The organism is Streptomyces sp. NPDC032126 (assembly GCF_055580085.1).
In genome coordinates, this window is record NZ_JBVIMA010000004.1 from 59,154 (window position 1) to 77,815 (window position 18,662).

An 18,662-nucleotide genomic window follows, 5' to 3' on the forward strand; every position below is an offset into this window, starting at 1 on the left:
GGGAGGCGTACGTGACCGTCATCGAAGAAGTTTCCGTGCCCTCGCCGCGCGACGGCGGGGCTGACGACGGGCCGCTGCTCGAAGTGCGCGACCTGCACGTCGAGTTCAAGACCCGCGACGGCGTGGTCAAGGCCGTCAACGGCGTCAACTACAGCGTGAGCGCCGGTGAGACGCTCGCCGTCCTCGGCGAGTCCGGCTCCGGCAAGTCCGTGACCGCGCAGGCGATCATGGGCATCCTCGACATGCCGCCGGCGTCGATCCCGCAGGGCGAGATCCTCTTCCGCGGCCAGGACATGCTGAAGATGTCCGCCGAGGAGCGCCGCAAGATCCGCGGCAGCCGGATCGCCATGATCTTCCAGGACGCCCTCAGCTCGCTGAACCCGGTGCTGACCGTCGGCTACCAGCTCGGCGAGATGTTCCGCGTCCACCAGGGCCTGTCCAAGAAGGAGGCCAGGGCCAAGGCGATCGAGCTGATGGACCGGGTGAAGATCCCGGCCGCCGCGGCCCGGGTGGACGACTACCCGCACCAGTTCTCGGGCGGTATGCGCCAGCGCATCATGATCGCCATGGCGCTGGCCCTGGAGCCGGACCTGATCATCGCCGACGAGCCCACCACGGCCCTCGACGTGACCGTCCAGGCCCAGGTCATGGACCTGCTCGCGGAGTTGCAGCGCGAGTACAACATGGGTCTGATCCTGATCACCCACGACCTCGGCGTGGTCGCCGACGTCGCGGACAAGATCGCCGTGATGTACGCGGGCCGGATCGTGGAGCGTGCCCCGGTCCACGAGCTGTACAAGCGCCCCGCGCACCCGTACACCCGTGGTCTGCTGGACTCGATCCCGCGCCTGGACCAGAAGGGCCAGGAGCTCTACGCGATCAAGGGTCTGCCGCCCAACCTGCTGCGTGTCCCGAGCGGTTGCGCGTTCAACCCGCGCTGCCCCAAGGCCCAGGACATCTGCCGCGAGGAGATCCCGGCGCTGGCGCCGGTCACCGAGCAGGACGGCGGCGAACTCGTCGGCCGTGCCTCGGCATGCCACTTCTGGAAGGAGACGATCCATGGCTGAGCTCAGCAAGAACGACGAGCAGCAGGACGCCACGCCGAACGTCTCCGAGGTGGAGGTCGCGGACGTCCACTCCGAGACGGAGTCGGTCGCCGCGATCGAGGCGCCCGTGGAGCGCGGTGAGCCGATTCTGCAGGTGCGCAATCTGCAGAAGCACTTCCCGCTCACCCAGGGCATCCTGTTCAAGAAGCAGATCGGCGCCGTGAAGGCCGTCGACGGGGTCTCCTTCGACCTGTACCAGGGCGAGACCCTGGGCATCGTGGGCGAGTCCGGCTGCGGCAAGTCCACGGTCGCCAAGCTGCTGATGAACCTGGAGCGGGCCACCGCCGGCGAGATCTTCTACAAGGGCCAGGACATCAGCAAGCTGTCCGGGCGTGCCCTGAAGGCGGTCCGCCGCAACATCCAGATGGTGTTCCAGGACCCCTACACCTCGCTCAACCCGCGTATGACGGTGGGCGACATCATCGGGGAGCCCTTCGACATCCACCCCGAGGTGGCTCCGAAGGGCGACCGGCGTCGCAGGGTCCAGGAGCTGCTGGACGTCGTCGGTCTCAACCCGGAGTACATCAACCGCTACCCGCACCAGTTCTCGGGCGGTCAGCGCCAGCGCATCGGCATCGCCCGCGGCCTGGCCCTCAACCCCGAGATCATCATCTGCGACGAGCCGGTCTCCGCGCTGGACGTGTCCGTCCAGGCACAGGTCATCAACCTGATGGAGGGACTGCAGGACGAGTTCAACCTCTCCTACATCTTCATCGCGCACGACCTGTCGATCGTCCGGCACATCTCGGACCGGGTGGGCGTGATGTACCTCGGCAAGATCGCCGAGATCGGTACGGACGAGCAGATCTACGACCACCCGACGCACCCCTACACGCAGGCGCTGCTGTCGGCGGTGCCGGTGCCGGACCCCGACGCGCGCGAGAACCGAGACCGGATCATCCTCACCGGGGATGTGCCGTCGCCGGCCAACCCGCCGTCGGGCTGCCGTTTCCGTACGCGCTGCTGGAAGGCGCAGGACAAGTGCGCGGAGGAGGTGCCTGTCCTGGCGATCCCCGAGCGGTTCAAGGGGGAGGACACTCCGGCGGCGCACGAGTCGGCCTGCCACTTCGCGGAGGAGAAGGACGTCGTCCACGCGTAAGCCTGCGGCGCCTTGGCCGTTGTTCCCGGTACCCCTTTTTTGAGGGGTGCCGGGAACTGGTGTTTTACGCCGTCGGTCGTATGTCGTCCGCGGGTGCGTTGGGGCTTGTCGCGCAGTTCCCCGCGCCCCTTTCCGTCACCGTTGGTGGCCAGTGGCAGGCTGCTTGGGGCTCTCGGCCGGCGTGCAGGATCGGGAGGTCCTCCGTGCGGCAGCGGTCGGCTATCCCTGCCCTCTCCGCCTCACCGCTCGCCACCACCGGGCATCTCAGTCTGAAGCGGCAGCCTGTTGGGATGCGGGACGGGTCCGGGGGTTCGCCGGTGAGGACGATCGGGGTGCCCGGGGCCTCCGGGAGGACCGAGAGCAGGGAGCGGGTGTAGGGGTGGCGGGGGCTCGTCAGGACCTCCTCCACCGTGCCCGTCTCCACGATGCGGCCCAGGTACATCACCGCCACCCGGTCCGCCACGTTCCACGCCAGGCCCAGGTCGTGGGTCACCACCAGGGCGGCCAGGCCCAGTTCGGTGCGCAGTTTCAGGAGCAGGGCGAGGATCTCGCCGCGTACCGACGCGTCCAGGGACGCCACCGGCTCGTCCGCCACCAGCAGCCGGGGTTCCAGGACCAGCGCGCCCGCGATCACCACCCGTTGGCGCTGACCGCCCGACAGTTCGTGCGGGTAGCGCAGGAAGAAGCGGTCCGGGGGGCGTAGGCCGGCCCGGGAGAGGGCCCGCGCGACCGCTTCCCGTTCGTCCCCCGCGTACCCGTGGATGCGCAGGCCCTCGGCCACCGCGTCGTAGACCGTGTGCCGCGGGTTGAGCGAGCCGCTCGGGTCCTGGAGGATCAGCTGGGCGCGCCTGCGGTACGCCTTCAGGGCGCGGGAGGTGTACGACAGCGGCGTCCCGTCGAAGGAGATCTGCCCGGAGCTCGGGCGGACCAGGCCCAGCAGGGCGCGGGCCAGTGTCGTCTTGCCGCAGCCCGACTCGCCGACCAGCGCGACGATCTCGCCGGGGCGCACCTCCAGCTCGACGCCGTCCACCGCCCGGACCGGGGGTCCGCCGTGTCGTCCCGGGAAGGCCACGTGCAGGGCCTGGGCCGTCAGCAGGGTCATGTCGCGCTCCTCACGTCCGCCACGTGCACGCACGCCGCCCGGCGGCCGCCGCCCGCCTCCCGCAGCCGCTGGTCCTGTGTCGCGCAGGCCGCCGTCACCACCGAGCAGCGCGGATGGAACGCGCACCCGGCCGGCAGGTCCGCCGGATCGGGGGGATCGCCGGGCAGGCCCCGCGGGGCGAACCGGGAGCCGGGGTCGCCGATCCGGGGGAACGCCGACGCCAGGGCCCGCCCGTAGGGGTGCCGCGCGTCCTCGTAGACCTCGCGCGCCGCGCCCTCCTCCACCACCCGGCCCGCGTACATCACCGCCAGCCGGTCGCAGGTGTCGGCGAGGACCGCCAGATCGTGGCTGATCATGATCAGACCCAGGTCCTGTTCGGTCACCAGCGTCTCGATCAGCCGCAGGATCTGCGCCTGGATCATCACGTCCAGCGCCGTCGTCGGCTCGTCGGCGACGATCAGCCGGGGGTCGCAGGCCAGCGCCATGGCGATCATCACGCGCTGGCGCTGACCGCCCGACAGCTCGTGGGGGTACGCGGAGGCGCGGGCGGCCGGCAGGCCCACGTGCTCCAGGAGTTCCCCGGCCCGGCGGCGGGCCGCGGCCGCCGTCGCCCTGCCGTGCAACACGATCGGTTCGGCGATCTGGTCGCCCACCCGGTGCACCGGATTGAGCGAGTGCATCGCCCCCTGGAACACGATCGACGCCCCCGCCCAGCGGACCGCCCGCAGCCGTCCCCAGCGCATCGCGAGCACGTCCTCGCCGTCCAGCAGGATCTCGCCGGAGACATCGGTGCCCTGCGGCAGCAGCCGCAGCAGGGCCAGCGCCAGCGTCGACTTGCCGCAGCCCGACTCCCCGGCGATGCCCAGCCTCTCTCCGGCCCCGACCGCGAGGTCCACGCCCCGCACGGCCCGCGCCCCGCCGGGATACGTCACCTCCAGCCCCCTGACCTCCAGCAGGCTCACCGCCCCACCCCCAGCCTCGGGTTCAGCACCGACTCCACCGCGCGCCCGCACAGCGTGAACGCGAGGGCCACCGCGGCGATCGCGAGACCCGGGGGCACCAGGTACCACCAGTCGCCCGCGCTGACCGCCCCCGCCTCGCGCGCGTCCTGGAGCAGTCCGCCCCAGGAGACGACGGTCGGATCGCCCAGGCCCAGGAAGGCCAGGGTCGCCTCGGCCAGGATCGACGACGAGACCATCAGCGTCGTCTGGGCCAGCACCAGCGGCATCACATTGGGCAGGACGTGCCGGGTCATGATGTGCCCGTGCCCGCCGCCCAGCGCCGTGGCCCGCTCGATGTACGGCCGGGACTCCACCGCCAGCGTCTGTGCCCGCACCAGCCGGGCCGTGGTCGGCCAGGACGTCACGCCGATCGCCAGGATCACCGTGCCGAGTGAGCGGGACATGACGGTGGCCAGGGCGATGGCCAGCACGAGCGTCGGCATGACGAGGAACCAGTCCGTGATCCGCATCAGCACCGTCGCGTAGACGCCCTTGAAGTGCCCGGCGGTGATGCCGACCAGGGCGCCGATCGCCACGGAGAGCACCGCCGCGAGCAGCCCGACCAGCAGGGACACCCGCGAGCCCCACACCACCAGCCCGAGCAGGTCCCGGCCGAACCGGTCGGTGCCCAGCGGGAACTCACCGCTCGGGCTCTCCATCGGCCGGCCCGGCGCCCCGGTCACGCTCACCACGTCCGAGCCGACCGTCAGCGGCGCGGTCAGCGCGACCAGCGCGAACACCCCGAGCACGGCGAGCCCCAGCAGGCCCGAGCGATGGCCGCGGTACGCCCGCCAGAACCGCAGGGCGGCCCGTCGGCGCCGCTGCCGGGCGAGGGCCCGGGGCGAGGCCACGGCCGTACTCATCGGCCCACCCTCGGGTCGAGCAGCGGATAGACCAGGTCGGCCAGCGTGTTCATGACGATCACCGCCGAGGCGAAGAAGAGGAACAGGCCCTGCACCAGCGGCAGGTCGGGCACGCTCAGGGCCTGGTAGAAGAGGCCGCCCAGGCCGGGCCAGGAGAAGACGGTCTCGACCAGGATCACCCCGGCCACCGTCCGGCCGAGGTTGACGAAGACGAGGGTGACGGTGGGCAGCAGGGCGTTCGGGACGGCGTGCCGGCGGCGCACCAGGTCGTCACGCAGGCCCTTGGCGCGGGCCGTCGTCAGATAGTCGCTGCCCATCTCGTCCAGCAGCGCCGAGCGGGTGACCAGCAGGGTCTGGCCGTACTCGACGGCGACCAGGGTGATCACCGGCAGCACGAGATGGTGGGCGACGTCGAGAACGTAGGCGAAGCCCTCCTCGCCGCCCGACTCCATGCCGCCGGTCGGGAACATCCCGGGGATGGGGCCGACGCCCACCGCGAGGACGATGATGAGCAGCAGCCCGAGCCAGAAGGACGGCACGGAGTAGAGGGTCAGCGCCAGTCCGGTGTGGAACCGGTCCCCGAGGCGGCCGTGGCGCCAGGCCGAGCGGGTGCCGAGGAAGACGCCGAGCGCGGTGTACAGGACGAAGGCCGTGCCGGTCAGCAGCAGGGTGTTCGGCAGGGCCTCGGTGATCTTGTCCAGGACCGGGGCGCGGAACTGGTACGAGGTGCCGAGGTCCCCGGTGAGGGCCTTGCCGCAGTAGTCGGTGAACTGCTCCCACAGCGGCAGATCGAGTCCGAACTCCCTCCGGTACGCGGCCAGTTGCTCGGCGGATACGGGGCGGCCGCCGGTCATGGTCTTCACCGGGTCGCCGGGGATCAGCCGGAACAGGAAGAAGCCGGTGACGAGGACGGCGAGCAGGGAGACCACGGCGCCGCCCACCTTGGCGGCGCCGTAGCGGAGATAGCCGCTGCCGCTCGTCGGCCGCGCGACGGGGGCCGCGTCGAGCGCCGTCACTCGCGGTCCTCCGCGGTCGCCCGCCGCCGCAGCGTCACGAACACGCCGGCGGCCACCAGCAGGGCCGCGCCGACGGCGATTCCGGCGATCGCGCCGCCCGACAGCCCCGATCCGGAGGAGCCCCCGGAGTCCGCCGGTTCGGCCGACCACCAGCTCCAGTAGCCGTCCTGACCGTAGATGTTGCCCGCGGCCTTCGGCATCGTCTCGATCGAGGCGATCTGATCGGTGCGGTACGCCTCCACGGCGTTGGGATACGCCATGACGTTCATGTACGCCAGGCCGTACAGCCGTGACTGCATCTGCTTGACCAGCTCGGTCCGCTTGGCCGTGTCGTACTCGGCGAGCTGCCGCGCGTACAGCTGGTCGTAGGGCTTGTCGCAGATGAAGTTGTCGGTGGCGCCGGTGTCCTTGGGGGTGGCCGGCAGTGCCCCGCAGGTGTGGATCGACAGGACGAAGTCGGGGTCGGGGTTGACCGACCAGCCGTCGAAGGCGAGGTCGTAGGTGCCGGCGAGCCAGGGGTCGCTGACGTTGTCGAGGCAGTCGAGCCGCACCCCTATGCCGAGCTTGCCCCACCACTCCTTCAGATACTGGCCCACGGCCTTGTCGTTGGGGTCGGTGGCGTGGCACAGCACGCGGTAGGTGATCGGCTTGCCGTCCTTGCCGACGCGGTCGCCGGAGCCGTTCTTCCGGTAGCCGGCCTGGTCGAGGAGCCGGGCGGCCTTCGCCGGGTCGTAGGCGAGCTCCTGGTCCGCCGGTGGCTTCCAGAAGTACGACGAGAAGCGCGGCGGGATGTAGCCGGCGCCGAGGACCGCGTGGCCCTGGAAGACCTTGTCGATGAGTGTCGTGCGGTCCACGGCGAGGAAGAGGGCCTGCCGCACCCGCTGGTCGAGCAGGGAGGGGTGGCCGTCGCCGAACGCCGTGCCGTCCTTCGCGCGGGCGCCGGGGTTGGTGGCGAGGGCGTAGAAGCGGCGACCGGGCGCGTCGTTGACCTTGACGTCGGGGCGGCCCTTGAGGGCAGCGGCCTGGGCCGGGGTCAGATTGCCGACGAAGGACACCTCGCCCTTCTGGAGGGCGGCGACGGCCGCGTCGCCGTCCTTGTAGTACTTGAAGAGCAGCTCGTCGAACTTCGGGGCGCCGCGCCAGAACGTCTTGTTCGCCTTCAGCCGGACGTAGCTGTCGGCCTTGTAGTCCGTGAGGACGAACGGGCCGTCGCCGACGACGGGGAAGTCCTTGTCGTTGTTGAACTTCGACAGGTCCCCGACCTTCTCCCAGATGTGTTTGGGCACGATCGGCACGTCGAGGGCGGTCATGGTGGCCTGTGGCTTCTTCAGCCGGATGACCAGCCGGGTGGGGGTGGGCGCGGTGACGTTCTCGAAGTTGGCGACGAAGCTGCCGTTGGCGGTGGCCGCCTTCTCGTCGGTCATCATCTTGGTGAACGTCCAGGCGGCGTCCTCGGCGGTCACCTTCTCGCCGTCCGACCAGGTGGCGTCGGAGCGGATGGTGTAGGTCCAGGTCAGCTTGTCGGACGACGGGGACCACCGTGTGGCGAGGCCGGGGACGGCGTGGGCGTCACCGGGGTCGTAGTCCGTCAGGTACTCGTACATGAGCCGGTTGATGCTGGTGCTGACCAGACGGGTGGCCAGGAAGGGGCTCAGGGAGTCGACGCTCTGCGCCACGGCGACGGTGAGCACCTTCTTCTCCGCGGCGTTCGCCTTCGGTAACGACGTCGGGGCGGCCGACAGGAGGAGGGCGGCGGCACCGGCGGCGGCGACGATCCGGGGTGCCAGGAGCGGTCTGGGGCCGTGCGGTTCGTGCTGCTTCATGGAGGTGACCTCGCGTCATCGCTCACGCAGGACGGCTGGTAGGTGGGTCTCTATACCCCACTCTGCCTGCGAAAACGCCTCGGTCACGGGAGAGTTGACCGTGATTGGTCCAGTCCGGTGACGATCCGCTGGTGAAACGCTGACGGCCCGCCGGGAACCCCGGCGGGCCGATGTCACGGAGCTACGGCGCTAGCGCGCCGCCGCCGCTACTTCCACTCCAGACCCCACACATTGGCGTCCTTCTTCACCGGAGCGACCATCCACTTCTTCCACGTGGTGCTCTCGTGGTACTTGCAGTGGCCGTCGTAGTAGTACGAGTACTTCGTGACCAGGAACTTCTTCGACTCGTGGAACATGGTCATACGGACCTTGGTCTTGCCCGCCTTGTTCTTGGTCTGCAGCGTGTACTGCCAGCTGCTGGACTTCGACCAGGACTTGCCGAGGGTCACGCTGAACGAGGTGCTCGCCTTGGCGAAGATGACCCCGGCCTCGGCCTCGACGCCCGCGGTGCCGCTCGCGCTGACGGTGGCCGTCTTGGTCTTGTTGTAGCCGATGGTGCCGGGGACGTTGTCGTACACCCAGTCGCTGTGCAGGTTCGTCGGCTTGCTCACCGTGGACTTGTTGGTGATGTGGTAGCCGGTGCCCGGGTTGGGCGCGCAGGAGGCGGAGGCGGGCGCCGCCGCGGCGACGGTCACGATGCCGCCGGCGAGCAGGGCGGACGCGAGCGTGGAGCCCACGATCTTCTTCATCGGGTCTGTCCCCCGTAACAATTCAGAATTTCTGTCGGTTGGTCGATGGCCTTTGTCCGACCGGCGTTCGAGCCGTCGTCCTCGGCGCAACGGAAGATTGGCCAGGCTCCTCGCGGCTTGGCAACTGCAATGCATCACGAAGGCCCGGCGCCCGGCCGCGCGGCGGTGAACGAAGCTCCTGAAAACGGAAATTGAGGCCCCATTGATTCGTCGGCCCTGTCCGGTTTGGTGGCGGGTTTTGCAGTATGAAATGTGGCGTGGCTCACAATCCATGGAGGATATGCATTCCTCGGCATAAGGCTCTGTGAACACTCAAGATTTCCTCAAGGCGGAACCGTGCGGCGCCTCGCCGTGTCTCCTCATTCCGGCGAACACGCCCTTGGTGACCGCTGTTCGAGGAATTGGGGGAGAGGTATGGGAATTGCGCGCGGTGGGGATGTGTGGGGCGGTCTCGGACGTCCGCTCGGGGCGGCGGTGCGCGCCCGGCGTGTGGAGCTGGGGCTGACCCAGCAGCGCCTCGCGGTGCGGGCCGGTATGAGTCAGGGCGCGCTCTCGCGACTGGAGTGCGGCAAGGGGGTGCCCACCCTGCCCCTGCTGGAGCGGCTGGCCGCGGCCATGGCGGCGAACCTGCTGATCGCGCTCTCGCCGCAGGGCGACATGCGGGTGTCCTTCCGGGCGCAGCCGTACGAACGGGTGGTCCGTCCCGCGTACGGGCGATCGTGATATGCGGATGATCCGTTATCTGGCGATATTGGCCGATAACGGATCAGTGCTCCGGCGCTGACGGCACAGCGCTCGGGAGCAGCGCGTTCAAGAGGAGGCATCCATGCGTGGAGCCACGCACGCCAAGTGGGCCGCGGCAGCGGCGGCGGTGGTCCTGGCGGCGACGGCCTGCGGGAGCGGGGGCGGCGGCGGTGGCAGCGACAGCGGCGCGGTGCTCAGTGCCTCCTGGGGGGACCCGCAGAACCCGCTGGAGCCCGCCAACACCAACGAGGTGCAGGGCGGCAAGGTCCTCGACATGGTCTTCCGCGGGCTCAAGCGCTACAACCCGCAGACCGGTGCGGCCGAGGACATGCTCGCCCAGAAGATCGACACCACCGACTCGCAGAACTTCACCGTCACCGTCAAGAGCGGCTGGACCTTCAGCAACGGCGAGAAGGTCACCGCCAAATCCTTCGTGGACGCCTGGAACTACGGCGCCAGCCTGAAGAACAACCAGAAGAACGCGTACTTCTTCGGCTACATCGAGGGCTATGACAAGGTCCACCCGGAGGACGGCAGCAAGCAGACCGCCGACACGCTGTCCGGGCTGAAGGTCACCGGCCCCCAGACCTTCACCATCAAGCTCACCCAGAAGTTCTCCACCTTCCCCGACACCCTGGGCTACGCCGCGTTCTCCCCGCTGCCCCAGTCGTTCTTCACCGACCACTCCACCTGGCTGAGCAAGCCCGTCGGCAACGGTCCGTACACCATCGCGTCCTACACCAAGGGCTCCCAGATGCAGCTCAAGAAGTGGGACGGGTACGCGGGCGAGGACAAGGCGCAGAACGGCGGCGTCACGCTCAAGGTGTACACGGACAACAACACGGCCTACACCGACCTGCTGGCCGGAAACCTCGACCTCGTCGACGACGTGCCCGCCGCGCAGCTGGCGAACGTCAAGAACGACCTCGGCGACCGCTACCTCAACACCCCGGCCGGCATCATCCAGACCCTCGCGTTCCCCTTCTACGACCCGGACTGGAACAAGCCGGACTCCGTCAAGGTCCGCAAGGGCCTGTCCATGGCGATCAACCGCAAGCAGATCACCGACACGATCTTCCAGAAGACCCGCACACCGGCCACCGACTGGACGTCACCGGTGCTCGGCAAGGAGGGCGGCTTCCAGGACGGCCTGTGCGGCGACTCCTGCGACTACAACCCCTCCGAGGCCAAGAAGCTCATCCAGGAGGGCGGGGGCCTGCCGGGCGGACAGGTCAAGATCTCGTACAACGCCGACACCGGCTCCCACAAGCAGTGGGTGGACGCGGTCTGCAACTCCATCAACAACGCCCTCGGCAACAACAAGGCCTGCGTCGGCAACCCCATCGGCACCTTCGCCGACTTCCGCAACCAGATCGGCCAGCACAAGATGACGGGCCCCTTCCGGGCCGGCTGGCAGATGGACTACCCGCTGATCCAGAACTTCCTCCAGCCGCTCTACTACACCAACGCCTCCTCCAACGACGGCAAGTGGTCCAACAAGGACTTCGACAAGCTCGTCGACCAGGCCAACGCCGAGAGCGACACGGGCAAGGCCATCCAGACCTTCCAGCAGGCCGAGGAGGTCGTGCGGGACAACATGGCCGCCATTCCGCTCTGGTACCAGAACGGCAGCGCCGGCTACTCCCAGCGGCTGTCCAACGTCAAGCTCAACCCGTTCTCCGTGCCGGTCTACAACGAGATCAAGGTCGGCTGACCGGTCATGGGGCGCTACGTCGTCCGGCGGCTGCTCCAGATGATCCCCGTGTTCATCGGAGCCACGCTGCTGATCTTTCTGATGGTGAACGTGATGGGCGACCCCATCGCGGGCCTGTGCGGCGAGCGCCAGTGCGACCCGGCCACCGCCGCCCAGCTGAAGAAGGAGTTCGGCCTCGACAAACCCGTGTGGCAGCAATACCTGACCTACATGGGGAACGTCTTCACCGGTGACTTCGGGACGGCGTTCAACGGCCAGCCGGTCACCGAGCTGATGTCGACGGCCTTCCCGGTCACCATCCGGCTCACCATTGTCGCCATCCTGTTCGAGATCGTCGTGGGCATCACCCTCGGCGTGATCACCGGGACGCGTCGCGGTCACCCGGTCGACACCGGCGTCCTGCTGATGACCCTCGTCGTGATCTCCATCCCCACCTTCGTCACCGGCCTGCTGCTCCAGCTGCTGCTCGGTGTGGAGTGGGGCTGGATCAAACCCTCCGTCTCGCCCGAGGCCACCTTCGACGAACTGATCGTCCCCGGCCTGGTGCTGGCATCGGTCTCCCTCGCCTACGTCGTGCGCCTGACCCGTACGTCCATCGCCGAGAACAAGCGGTCCGACTACGTCCGTACGGCCGTCGCCAAGGGACTGCCCAGGCACCGGGTCGTCATCCGGCACCTGCTGCGCAACTCCCTGATCCCCGTGGTCACCTTCATCGGCGCGGACATCGGTGCCCTGATGGGCGGCGCGATCGTCACCGAGCGGATCTTCAACATCCACGGCGTCGGCTACCAGCTGTACCAGGGGATCGTGCGCCAGAACACCCAGACCGTCGTCGGCTTCGTCACCGTCCTCGTCCTGGTCTTCCTGGTGTTCAACCTGCTCGTCGACCTCCTGTACGCCGTACTCGACCCGAGGATCCGCTATGCCTGAGCAGCCGTACGAGCCCGAGCGCGCCATCGCCGGGACCGGGATGGGCGGCCAGATGGACCTGGCGGCCTCCGAGGCGACGACCCTGGAGAAGACCCCGGGAGGACCCGAGGGCACCGGCCCCCAGGAGAAGCCGCGCAGCCTGTGGTCCGACGCCTGGCGCGACCTGCGCCGCAACCCGGTCTTCATCGTCTCCGGCCTGATCATCCTCTTCCTGGTCTTCATCTCCCTGTGGCCCTCGGCGATCACCTGGCAGAGCCCCCTCAAGTGCGACCTCGCCAAGGCCCAGCAGGGCTCCCAGCCCGGCCACCCCTTCGGCTTCGACGGCCAGGGCTGCGACGTCTACACGCGCACCGTCTACGGCGCCCGGACGTCCGTCACGGTCGGCGTCTGCGCCACCCTCGGGGTCGCCGTCCTGGGCTCGATCCTCGGCGGCCTGGCGGGCTTCTTCGGGGGCGCCCCGGACTCGATCCTCTCCCGCGTCACCGACATCTTCTTCGCGATCCCGGTGGTCCTCGGCGGCCTGGTCCTGCTGTCGGTGGTCACCAGCAACACGATCTGGCCGGTCATCGGCTTCATGGTGCTGCTGGGCTGGCCGCAGATCTCCCGTATCGCCCGCGGCTCGGTGATCACGGCCAAACAGAACGACTACGTCCAGGCCGCGCGGGCCCTGGGCGCCTCCAGCTCCCGCCAGCTGCTGCGCCACATCGCGCCGAACGCGGTGGCCCCCGTGATCGTCGTCGCCACGATCGCCCTCGGCACCTACATCGCCCTGGAGGCCACGCTGTCCTACCTCGGCGTGGGCCTCAAACCCCCCAGCGTCTCCTGGGGCATCGACATCTCCGCGGCCTCCCCCTACGTCCGCAACGCCCCCCACGCCCTGCTGTGGCCCTCGGGCGCCCTGGCCATCACAGTCCTGGCCTTCATCATGCTCGGCGACGCGGTCCGCGACGCCCTTGATCCGAAGTTGAGGTGAGGGTCGTGCTCGAAGTGGACGAGGTGCGGGGCGGCGGACACGTGCTGCTCGAAGTGCGGGACCTCCAGGTGGATTTCAAGACGCGGGACGGGATCGCCAAGGCCGTCAACGGGGTCAGCTACTCCGTGGACGCGGGGGAGACCCTCGCCGTGCTCGGGGAGTCCGGGTCCGGGAAGTCGGTCACCGCGCAGGCGATCATGGGGATCCTCGACATGCCGCCCGGGCGGATCACCGGCGGCGAGATCCTCTTCCAGGGGCAGGACCTGCTCCGGCTCAAGGAGGACGAACGGCGCAAGGTGCGCGGCGCCGAGATGGCGATGATCTTCCAGGACGCGCTGTCGTCCCTCAACCCCGTCCTGTCCGTCGGCGACCAGCTCGGCGAGATGTTCGTCGTGCACCGGGGCATGTCCCGCAAGGACGCCCGCGCCAAGGCCGTGGAGCTGATGGACCGGGTGCGCATCCCGGCCGCCAAGGAGCGGGTCAGGCAGTACCCCCACCAGTTCTCCGGCGGTATGCGCCAGCGCATCATGATCGCCATGGCGCTCGCCCTGGAGCCCGCGCTGATCATCGCCGACGAACCCACGACCGCGCTCGACGTGACCGTCCAGGCCCAGGTGATGGACCTGCTCGCCGACCTCCAGCGCGAGTACCACATGGGCCTCATCCTCATCACCCACGACCTGGGCGTCGTCGCGGACGTCGCCGACCGGATCGCGGTCATGTACGCCGGCCGGATCGTCGAGTCCGCCCCCGTGCACGACATCTACAAGGCCCCCGCCCACCCCTACACGCGCGGCCTGCTCGAATCCATCCCGCGCCTCGACCAGAAGGGCCAGGAGCTCTACGCCATCAAGGGCCTGCCGCCCAACCTCATGCACATCCCGCCCGGTTGCGCCTTCCACCCGCGCTGCCCGATGGCCCAGGACGTGTGCCGCACGGACGTCCCCCCGCTGTACCAGGTCTCGGAGACCCGCGGCAGCGCCTGCCACTTCTGGAGGGAGTGCCTCAATGGCTGACGTCCGGACGGCAGAGCCGATCCTGGAGATCAGCGGGCTGCACAAGCACTACCCGCTCACCCAGGGCATCGTCATCAAGAAGCAGATCGGCGCGGTCAAGGCCGTCGACGGCGTCGACTTCACGCTCGCCAAGGGCGAAACACTCGGCATCGTGGGCGAGTCGGGCTGCGGCAAGTCCACCGTCGCCAAGATGCTGGTCAACCTGGAGAGACCGACCGAGGGTCGCATCCACTACAAGGGCGAGGACATCAGCAAGCTGTCCGGGCGTGCCCTGAAGGCGGTCCGCCGCAACATCCAGATGGTGTTCCAGGACCCCTACACCTCGCTGAACCCGCGTATGACGGTGGGCGACATCATCGGGGAGCCGTACGAGATCCACCCCGAGGTGGCTCCGAAGGGCGACCGGCGTCGCAGGGTCCAGGAGCTGCTGGACGTCGTCGGTCTCAACCCGGAGTACATCAACCGCTATCCGCACCAGTTCTCCGGCGGTCAGCGCCAGCGCATCGGCATCGCCCGCGGCCTGGCCCTGCGCCCCGAGGTGATCGTCGCCGACGAACCGGTCTCCGCCCTCGACGTCTCCGTCCAGGCGCAGGTCATCAACCTCCTGGACCGCCTCCAGAACGACTTCGACCTCTCCTATGTCTTCATCGCCCACGACCTGTCGATCGTCCGCCACATCTCCGACCGGGTCGGCGTGATGTACCTCGGCCGGATCGTGGAGATCGGCACCGACGAACAGATCTACGAACACCCCACGCACCCGTACACCCAGGCCCTGCTCTCCGCCGTCCCGGTCCCGAACCCGGAGGCGCGCGAGCACCGCGAACGGATCATCCTCACCGGTGACGTCCCCTCCCCGACGAACATCCCGTCCGGCTGCCGCTTCCGCACCCGCTGCTGGAAGGCCCAGGAGCGGTGCGCGGTCGAGGTGCCGCTCCTCGCGGTCCCGGAGGCGTTCCGGCACGCGACCGGCCCGGCGGCGCACGACTCGGCGTGCCACTTCGCGGAGGAGAAGCAAGTGGTCCCGCCGGAGACGAACGGCAACGAGCCGGGGTGACATGGCGCACCCCGGCTCGTTTACGGCACCCGCACGGCCGTACGCTGTTCAGCGTCGCGCGTCCGTATATCGGTACCGCTTCCACCAAGTTGCCTGCGTGTTAACGCAGTTCGTGGGCGTTTGCGCCGTTATCCCAGCGAACGCTTCAGGAAGTCCACCTGAAGCAGCAGCAGATTCTCCGCGACCTGCTCCTGCGGGGTCATGTGCGTGACCCCGGACAGCGGCAGCACCTCGTGCGGCCGGCCGGCCGCCAGCAGCGCCGAGGACAGCCGCAGGGCGTGCGCCACGACCACGTTGTCGTCGGCGAGGCCGTGCACGATCATCAGCGGCCGGTGCGGCTCGGCGGGGGAGGACAGTCCGTCGTCGGTCACCAGCGAACTCTTCGCGTACGCCGCCGGATCGCCGGCGGGATCGCCCAGATACCGCTCGGTGTAGTGGGTGTCGTAGAGCCGCCAGTCGGTGACCGGCGCGCCGGCGATGCCCGCGCGGAAGACGTCCGGCCGCCGCAGCACGGCGAGCCCGGCCAGCCAGCCGCCGTACGACCATCCGCGGATCGCCACCCGTGACAGATCGAGGGGATGGGTCTTCGCGAGGTCGGACAGGGCCTCGATCTGGTCGTCCAGGGAGACGGTGAAGTCCCGGTGGACGCCCTTCTCCCAGGCGGGCGAGCGCCACGGCGTGCCGCGCCCGTCGGCGACGACGACCGCGAAGCCCTGGTCGGCGAACCACTGCGAGGTCAGATGGGCGTTGTGGGCGGCCACCACCCGGGGGCCGTGCGGACCGCCGTAGGGGTCGAGCAGGACGGGCAGGGGCGGCGAGGAGGTGTCAGAGGGGTAGTCCGTAGGCATAAGCACGGCGCACGGGATGCGGCGTGCGCCCCCCTCGGTGAGCGTCACGCGCGGGGTGAGGCCGGGATCGTCCGCATACGACGTGACGGTGGCCGTGTGTTTCCCGTCCCGCAGGACGCGCGCCAGGGTGCCCGGCCGGTCGAGCGTCGCCGACACGAGCACGGTCACGCCCCCCGACCGCACGGCCGAGTGCACCCCGGGCTCCTGGGAAAGACGCTCGACGCCGAGCTCGTTGACGCGATAGACATGCACCTCACCGGTTTCCGGCTGATCTGCGCCCTCGCCGGCCGAGGCCGAGATCAGCACGTCGTCGGCGGAGACGTCCAGCACCGCCCGCACATGCAACTGGTCCCCGGTCAGCGGCCGTTCGCCCACGGCGAGGACCCGGACACCCCCTTCGTCGGCGATCCTGACCAGCTGTCCGGAGGGGCTCCAGCAGGGCACCCCACCGAAAAGATCCAGCCAAATCGGATCTTCGTCGGCATGCACCATCCGGGTCGCCCCGGAGTCGGTGTCCACCGCCAGATACAGCTGGCCGCGCTGATCGCGCGCCTGTACGAGCAGCAGCGGCGCACCCGCCCCTGACCAGTGCACTCGCGCCAGATACGGATAGCGCGCCCGGTCCCAGACGACCTCCGTGCGCACCCCGGCGAGGTCGACGACGAACAGCCGCACCTCGGCGTTGGGCGTCCCGGCCGCCGGATAAGGGACGTGTTGTGGGTCACGTTTCGGATGGGCCGGGTCCGAGATCCACCACCGCTCCACCGGCGTGTCGTCCACACGCGCCACGAGCAGCCGATCCGACTCCGGGGACCACCAGAACCCGCGCGAACGCCCCATTTCCTCCGCGGCGATGAATTCGGCCATTCCATAGGAAACAGACGGGCCGTCGGACTCGACGAGCGCCCGGTCCCCCGCCCCCTCGGCCGCCACGACCCTCAGGGCGCCGCCCGCGACATAGGCGACATGCCGCCCGTCGGGGGAGGGGCGGGGGTCGATCACCGGCCCCGGGACCGGCAGTTCACGTGCCGTACCGGCCCGCAGCTCGGCCGTGAAGAGCCGCCCTGACAAGGCGAAAGAGGCCAGTTCGACGGCCTCGTCGGTGGCGTAGTCGACGATGCCGGCCCCGCCCTCGCGGCTGCGTTCACGACGCGCCCGCTCCTCGGGCGAGAGGTCCTCCGAGACACCGCCGAGCAGGGTCAGCGGATCGGCGGCCACCCGCTCGGCACCCTCCGCGGGGTCGAGTACCCAGAGGGCGTTCGCCCGGTCCGTACCGGAATGCGACCGCAGGAACACGACACGGGAACCGTCCGGGGCGACGGTGAACGAACGCGGCGCGCCGAGGGTGAAACGCTGGGTGCGGGCGTGCCGCCGAGGGAAGGAGTCGGAGGTCGTCGTCATGCCCCGACCCTATTGGCCATGATTGGCCATACGCCCCCTTGTGCGTCCGTGCGCCGACAGATGCGCGCGCACTCATAGTTATGATCACTAGCGCTGTGTGGGTATGAACCTGCTGGCTGTTGTATGGATTTACAAGTTCACCCGCTCTGTTTCCCCCACGTACCCGGGTTCTTGGAGGTGAGCCGCCGTGGCACTCTCGATTTCGGCGGTGGTGCTGCTGGCGATCATCGTCTTCTTGTTGATCAAGAAGTCAGGGCTGAAGGGTGGTCATGCCGTCGTCTGCATCCTGCTCGGCTTCTACTTGGCGTCGTCGACGATGGCCCCGACGATCAGCGATCTGACGACAAACGTGGCGAGCATGATCAGCAGCATCAAGTTCTGACGCACCCCGCCGCACGATCCACGTCGTATCCCCGGGGGGGCGGGCCGGACGCGCACGGCCGTCAGAGCCGTGCGCGTCCGCTGCGGCGGCGCCCCCTTCGTGGGTCGGCCGTCGGCGACCCACCTCCGGCTAGAGCGCCGAGATGGAAGCCGGTGCGCGTTCGCTGCGGCTCAGGGCGCGCAGGACGTCGGTCGCGCCGTGCCGCCTCAAGGCGATCCGTGACAGCACGTCCACGACCGCCTCGACGGCCGGGGCCGGGAACTCCGGCGTCGGCACCCCGACGCTGTGCGCGAGGTCGTCGGAGTGGATCACGAGCTCCAGGATCCGACTGGTGACGAAGTCGTCCAGACTGATCGACCACGGCCCCCACGTGGGGCGGCGGACCAGACGATCCGGCGCGGTGGGCAGACTGCCGCGCAGCTCCTCGACGCACGCGGCGACCCGCAGGGCCAGCGCGGCCGCGCCGTCGGACGCCTCCTCCTCGCCGCTGGACCGGATGCCCCGATTGAAGGGCGTGTCGAGGTCCGAGCCGATCCAGCTGACGCGCGCGTAGTACTCGTGGAGCGAGATGGCGGGCTCGGAGGGTTCCGGCTCCGCCAGTATCTTCGGGATGAAGAAGACCTGCCCGGCCAGATGACCGGCCAGACCTTGGACGCTGAGCTCCGCCAGTGCGGAGGGCCGATGCCAGCCGTCCGCGACCTCCGGCACGGCCAACAGCTCCGCCGCCACCTCGGCCACCGCCAGATAAAGCTCCCTGACCTGCGCCACCTTGCCGTCCTCCTGTCCATCACCGACGATCATCGGCTGGGTCAACCTCGGGTGGGGGCACCGCATTCCT

17 protein-coding genes are annotated in these 18,662 nt (G+C 69.3%); 9 read left to right on the forward strand and 8 right to left on the reverse strand.

What is annotated here, in order from left to right; translation table 11 throughout:
* Positions 1–11: 11 nt before the first annotated feature.
* Together ACZ5NW_RS16630 and ACZ5NW_RS16635 are read left to right on the forward strand one after the other, a co-directional pair.
* On the forward strand, positions 12–1,067 hold the full coding sequence (locus tag ACZ5NW_RS16630; protein WP_468744555.1) for an ABC transporter ATP-binding protein: 1,056 nt from the start codon (positions 12–14) through the stop codon (positions 1,065–1,067).
* Positions 1,060–2,205 (forward strand): ABC transporter ATP-binding protein, encoded by a 1,146-nt coding sequence (locus ACZ5NW_RS16635; RefSeq protein WP_468744556.1) that lies wholly within the window; start codon positions 1,060–1,062, stop codon positions 2,203–2,205. The genes ACZ5NW_RS16630 and ACZ5NW_RS16635 overlap by 8 nt, the downstream gene beginning before the upstream one ends.
* 64 nt (positions 2,206–2,269) lie before the next feature.
* Here the strand turns inward: ACZ5NW_RS16635 and ACZ5NW_RS16640 are convergent, their stop codons facing one another.
* From ACZ5NW_RS16640 to ACZ5NW_RS16665, 6 genes are all read right to left on the reverse strand, one after another.
* A complete protein-coding gene (locus ACZ5NW_RS16640; protein ID WP_468744557.1) occupies positions 2,270–3,307 on the reverse strand; it encodes an ABC transporter ATP-binding protein in 1,038 nt (345 codons plus the stop codon).
* Complete coding sequence (locus ACZ5NW_RS16645; protein ID WP_468744558.1) at positions 3,304–4,269, reverse strand: ABC transporter ATP-binding protein; 966 nt, start codon at positions 4,267–4,269, stop codon at positions 3,304–3,306. The genes ACZ5NW_RS16640 and ACZ5NW_RS16645 overlap by 4 nt, the downstream gene beginning before the upstream one ends.
* Positions 4,266–5,171, reverse strand: a complete 906-nt coding sequence (locus tag ACZ5NW_RS16650; RefSeq protein ID WP_468744559.1) for an ABC transporter permease — start codon at positions 5,169–5,171, stop codon at positions 4,266–4,268. The genes ACZ5NW_RS16645 and ACZ5NW_RS16650 overlap by 4 nt, the downstream gene beginning before the upstream one ends.
* Positions 5,168–6,187 (reverse strand): ABC transporter permease, encoded by a 1,020-nt coding sequence (locus ACZ5NW_RS16655; RefSeq protein WP_468744560.1) that lies wholly within the window; start codon positions 6,185–6,187, stop codon positions 5,168–5,170. Before ACZ5NW_RS16655 ends, ACZ5NW_RS16650 begins: the two co-directional genes overlap by 4 nt.
* Positions 6,184–8,010, reverse strand: a complete 1,827-nt coding sequence (locus tag ACZ5NW_RS16660; protein WP_468744561.1) for an ABC transporter substrate-binding protein — start codon at positions 8,008–8,010, stop codon at positions 6,184–6,186. The genes ACZ5NW_RS16655 and ACZ5NW_RS16660 overlap by 4 nt, the downstream gene beginning before the upstream one ends.
* 206 nt (positions 8,011–8,216) lie before the next feature.
* A complete protein-coding gene (locus ACZ5NW_RS16665) occupies positions 8,217–8,759 on the reverse strand; it encodes a hypothetical protein (RefSeq protein WP_468744562.1) in 543 nt (180 codons plus the stop codon).
* Positions 8,760–9,173: 414 nt separating this feature from the next.
* On the opposite strand from ACZ5NW_RS16665, the gene ACZ5NW_RS16670 reads away from it, so the two are divergent.
* The 6 genes from ACZ5NW_RS16670 (at position 9,174) to ACZ5NW_RS16695 (ending at position 15,193) form a co-directional block, all read left to right on the forward strand.
* On the forward strand, positions 9,174–9,482 hold the full coding sequence (locus ACZ5NW_RS16670) for a helix-turn-helix domain-containing protein (protein WP_468744563.1): 309 nt from the start codon (positions 9,174–9,176) through the stop codon (positions 9,480–9,482).
* A gap of 103 nt (positions 9,483–9,585) precedes the next feature.
* Positions 9,586–11,217, forward strand: a complete 1,632-nt coding sequence (locus tag ACZ5NW_RS16675; RefSeq protein WP_468744564.1) for a peptide ABC transporter substrate-binding protein — start codon at positions 9,586–9,588, stop codon at positions 11,215–11,217.
* 6 nt (positions 11,218–11,223) lie between these two features.
* Positions 11,224–12,147: an ABC transporter permease gene (locus ACZ5NW_RS16680; protein WP_468744565.1), complete on the forward strand. Its 924-nt coding sequence runs from the start codon at positions 11,224–11,226 to the stop codon at positions 12,145–12,147.
* Positions 12,140–13,120 carry an ABC transporter permease gene (locus ACZ5NW_RS16685; RefSeq protein ID WP_468744566.1) on the forward strand — a complete coding sequence of 327 codons (981 nt, stop codon included), beginning with the start codon at positions 12,140–12,142 and terminating at the stop codon, positions 13,118–13,120. The genes ACZ5NW_RS16680 and ACZ5NW_RS16685 overlap by 8 nt, the downstream gene beginning before the upstream one ends.
* 41 nt (positions 13,121–13,161) lie before the next feature.
* Positions 13,162–14,136, forward strand: a complete 975-nt coding sequence (locus ACZ5NW_RS16690; protein WP_468745082.1) for an ABC transporter ATP-binding protein — start codon at positions 13,162–13,164, stop codon at positions 14,134–14,136.
* Positions 14,129–15,193, forward strand: coding sequence for an ABC transporter ATP-binding protein (locus ACZ5NW_RS16695; RefSeq protein WP_468744567.1), 1,065 nt, complete (start codon positions 14,129–14,131; stop codon positions 15,191–15,193). The genes ACZ5NW_RS16690 and ACZ5NW_RS16695 overlap by 8 nt, the downstream gene beginning before the upstream one ends.
* A 128-nt stretch (positions 15,194–15,321) precedes the next feature.
* Here ACZ5NW_RS16695 and ACZ5NW_RS16700 read toward each other — a convergent pair whose 3' ends face one another.
* Entirely contained in the window at positions 15,322–17,442 is a 2,121-nt protein-coding gene (locus ACZ5NW_RS16700) for a S9 family peptidase (RefSeq protein WP_468744568.1), read from the reverse strand.
* A 187-nt stretch (positions 17,443–17,629) separates the two neighbouring features.
* Between ACZ5NW_RS16700 and ACZ5NW_RS16705 the strand changes: the two genes are divergently transcribed.
* Positions 17,630–17,824 (forward strand): hypothetical protein, encoded by a 195-nt coding sequence (locus ACZ5NW_RS16705; protein WP_468744569.1) that lies wholly within the window; start codon positions 17,630–17,632, stop codon positions 17,822–17,824.
* A gap of 129 nt (positions 17,825–17,953) precedes the next feature.
* On the opposite strand, the gene ACZ5NW_RS16710 is transcribed toward ACZ5NW_RS16705, so the two are convergent.
* Complete coding sequence (locus tag ACZ5NW_RS16710; RefSeq protein ID WP_468744570.1) at positions 17,954–18,625, reverse strand: maleylpyruvate isomerase N-terminal domain-containing protein; 672 nt, start codon at positions 18,623–18,625, stop codon at positions 17,954–17,956.
* Positions 18,626–18,662 lie beyond the last annotated feature (37 nt).

Coding starts and splice junctions, on each gene's coding strand:
- ACZ5NW_RS16660 (WP_468744561.1), bottom strand. CDS start 8,010: ATGAAGCAGCACGAACCGCACGGCCCCAGACCGCTCCTGGCACCCCGG.
- ACZ5NW_RS16685 (WP_468744566.1), top strand. CDS start 12,140: ATGCCTGAGCAGCCGTACGAGCCCGAGCGCGCCATCGCCGGGACCGGG.
- ACZ5NW_RS16650 (WP_468744559.1), bottom strand. CDS start 5,171: ATGAGTACGGCCGTGGCCTCGCCCCGGGCCCTCGCCCGGCAGCGGCGC.
- ACZ5NW_RS16710 (WP_468744570.1), bottom strand. CDS start 18,625: ATGATCGTCGGTGATGGACAGGAGGACGGCAAGGTGGCGCAGGTCAGG.
- ACZ5NW_RS16640 (WP_468744557.1), bottom strand. CDS start 3,307: ATGACCCTGCTGACGGCCCAGGCCCTGCACGTGGCCTTCCCGGGACGA.
- ACZ5NW_RS16700 (WP_468744568.1), bottom strand. CDS start 17,442: ATGACGACGACCTCCGACTCCTTCCCTCGGCGGCACGCCCGCACCCAG.
- ACZ5NW_RS16665 (WP_468744562.1), bottom strand. CDS start 8,759: ATGAAGAAGATCGTGGGCTCCACGCTCGCGTCCGCCCTGCTCGCCGGC.
- ACZ5NW_RS16635 (WP_468744556.1), top strand. CDS start 1,060: ATGGCTGAGCTCAGCAAGAACGACGAGCAGCAGGACGCCACGCCGAAC.
- ACZ5NW_RS16670 (WP_468744563.1), top strand. CDS start 9,174: ATGGGAATTGCGCGCGGTGGGGATGTGTGGGGCGGTCTCGGACGTCCG.
- ACZ5NW_RS16680 (WP_468744565.1), top strand. CDS start 11,224: ATGGGGCGCTACGTCGTCCGGCGGCTGCTCCAGATGATCCCCGTGTTC.
- ACZ5NW_RS16695 (WP_468744567.1), top strand. CDS start 14,129: ATGGCTGACGTCCGGACGGCAGAGCCGATCCTGGAGATCAGCGGGCTG.
- ACZ5NW_RS16675 (WP_468744564.1), top strand. CDS start 9,586: ATGCGTGGAGCCACGCACGCCAAGTGGGCCGCGGCAGCGGCGGCGGTG.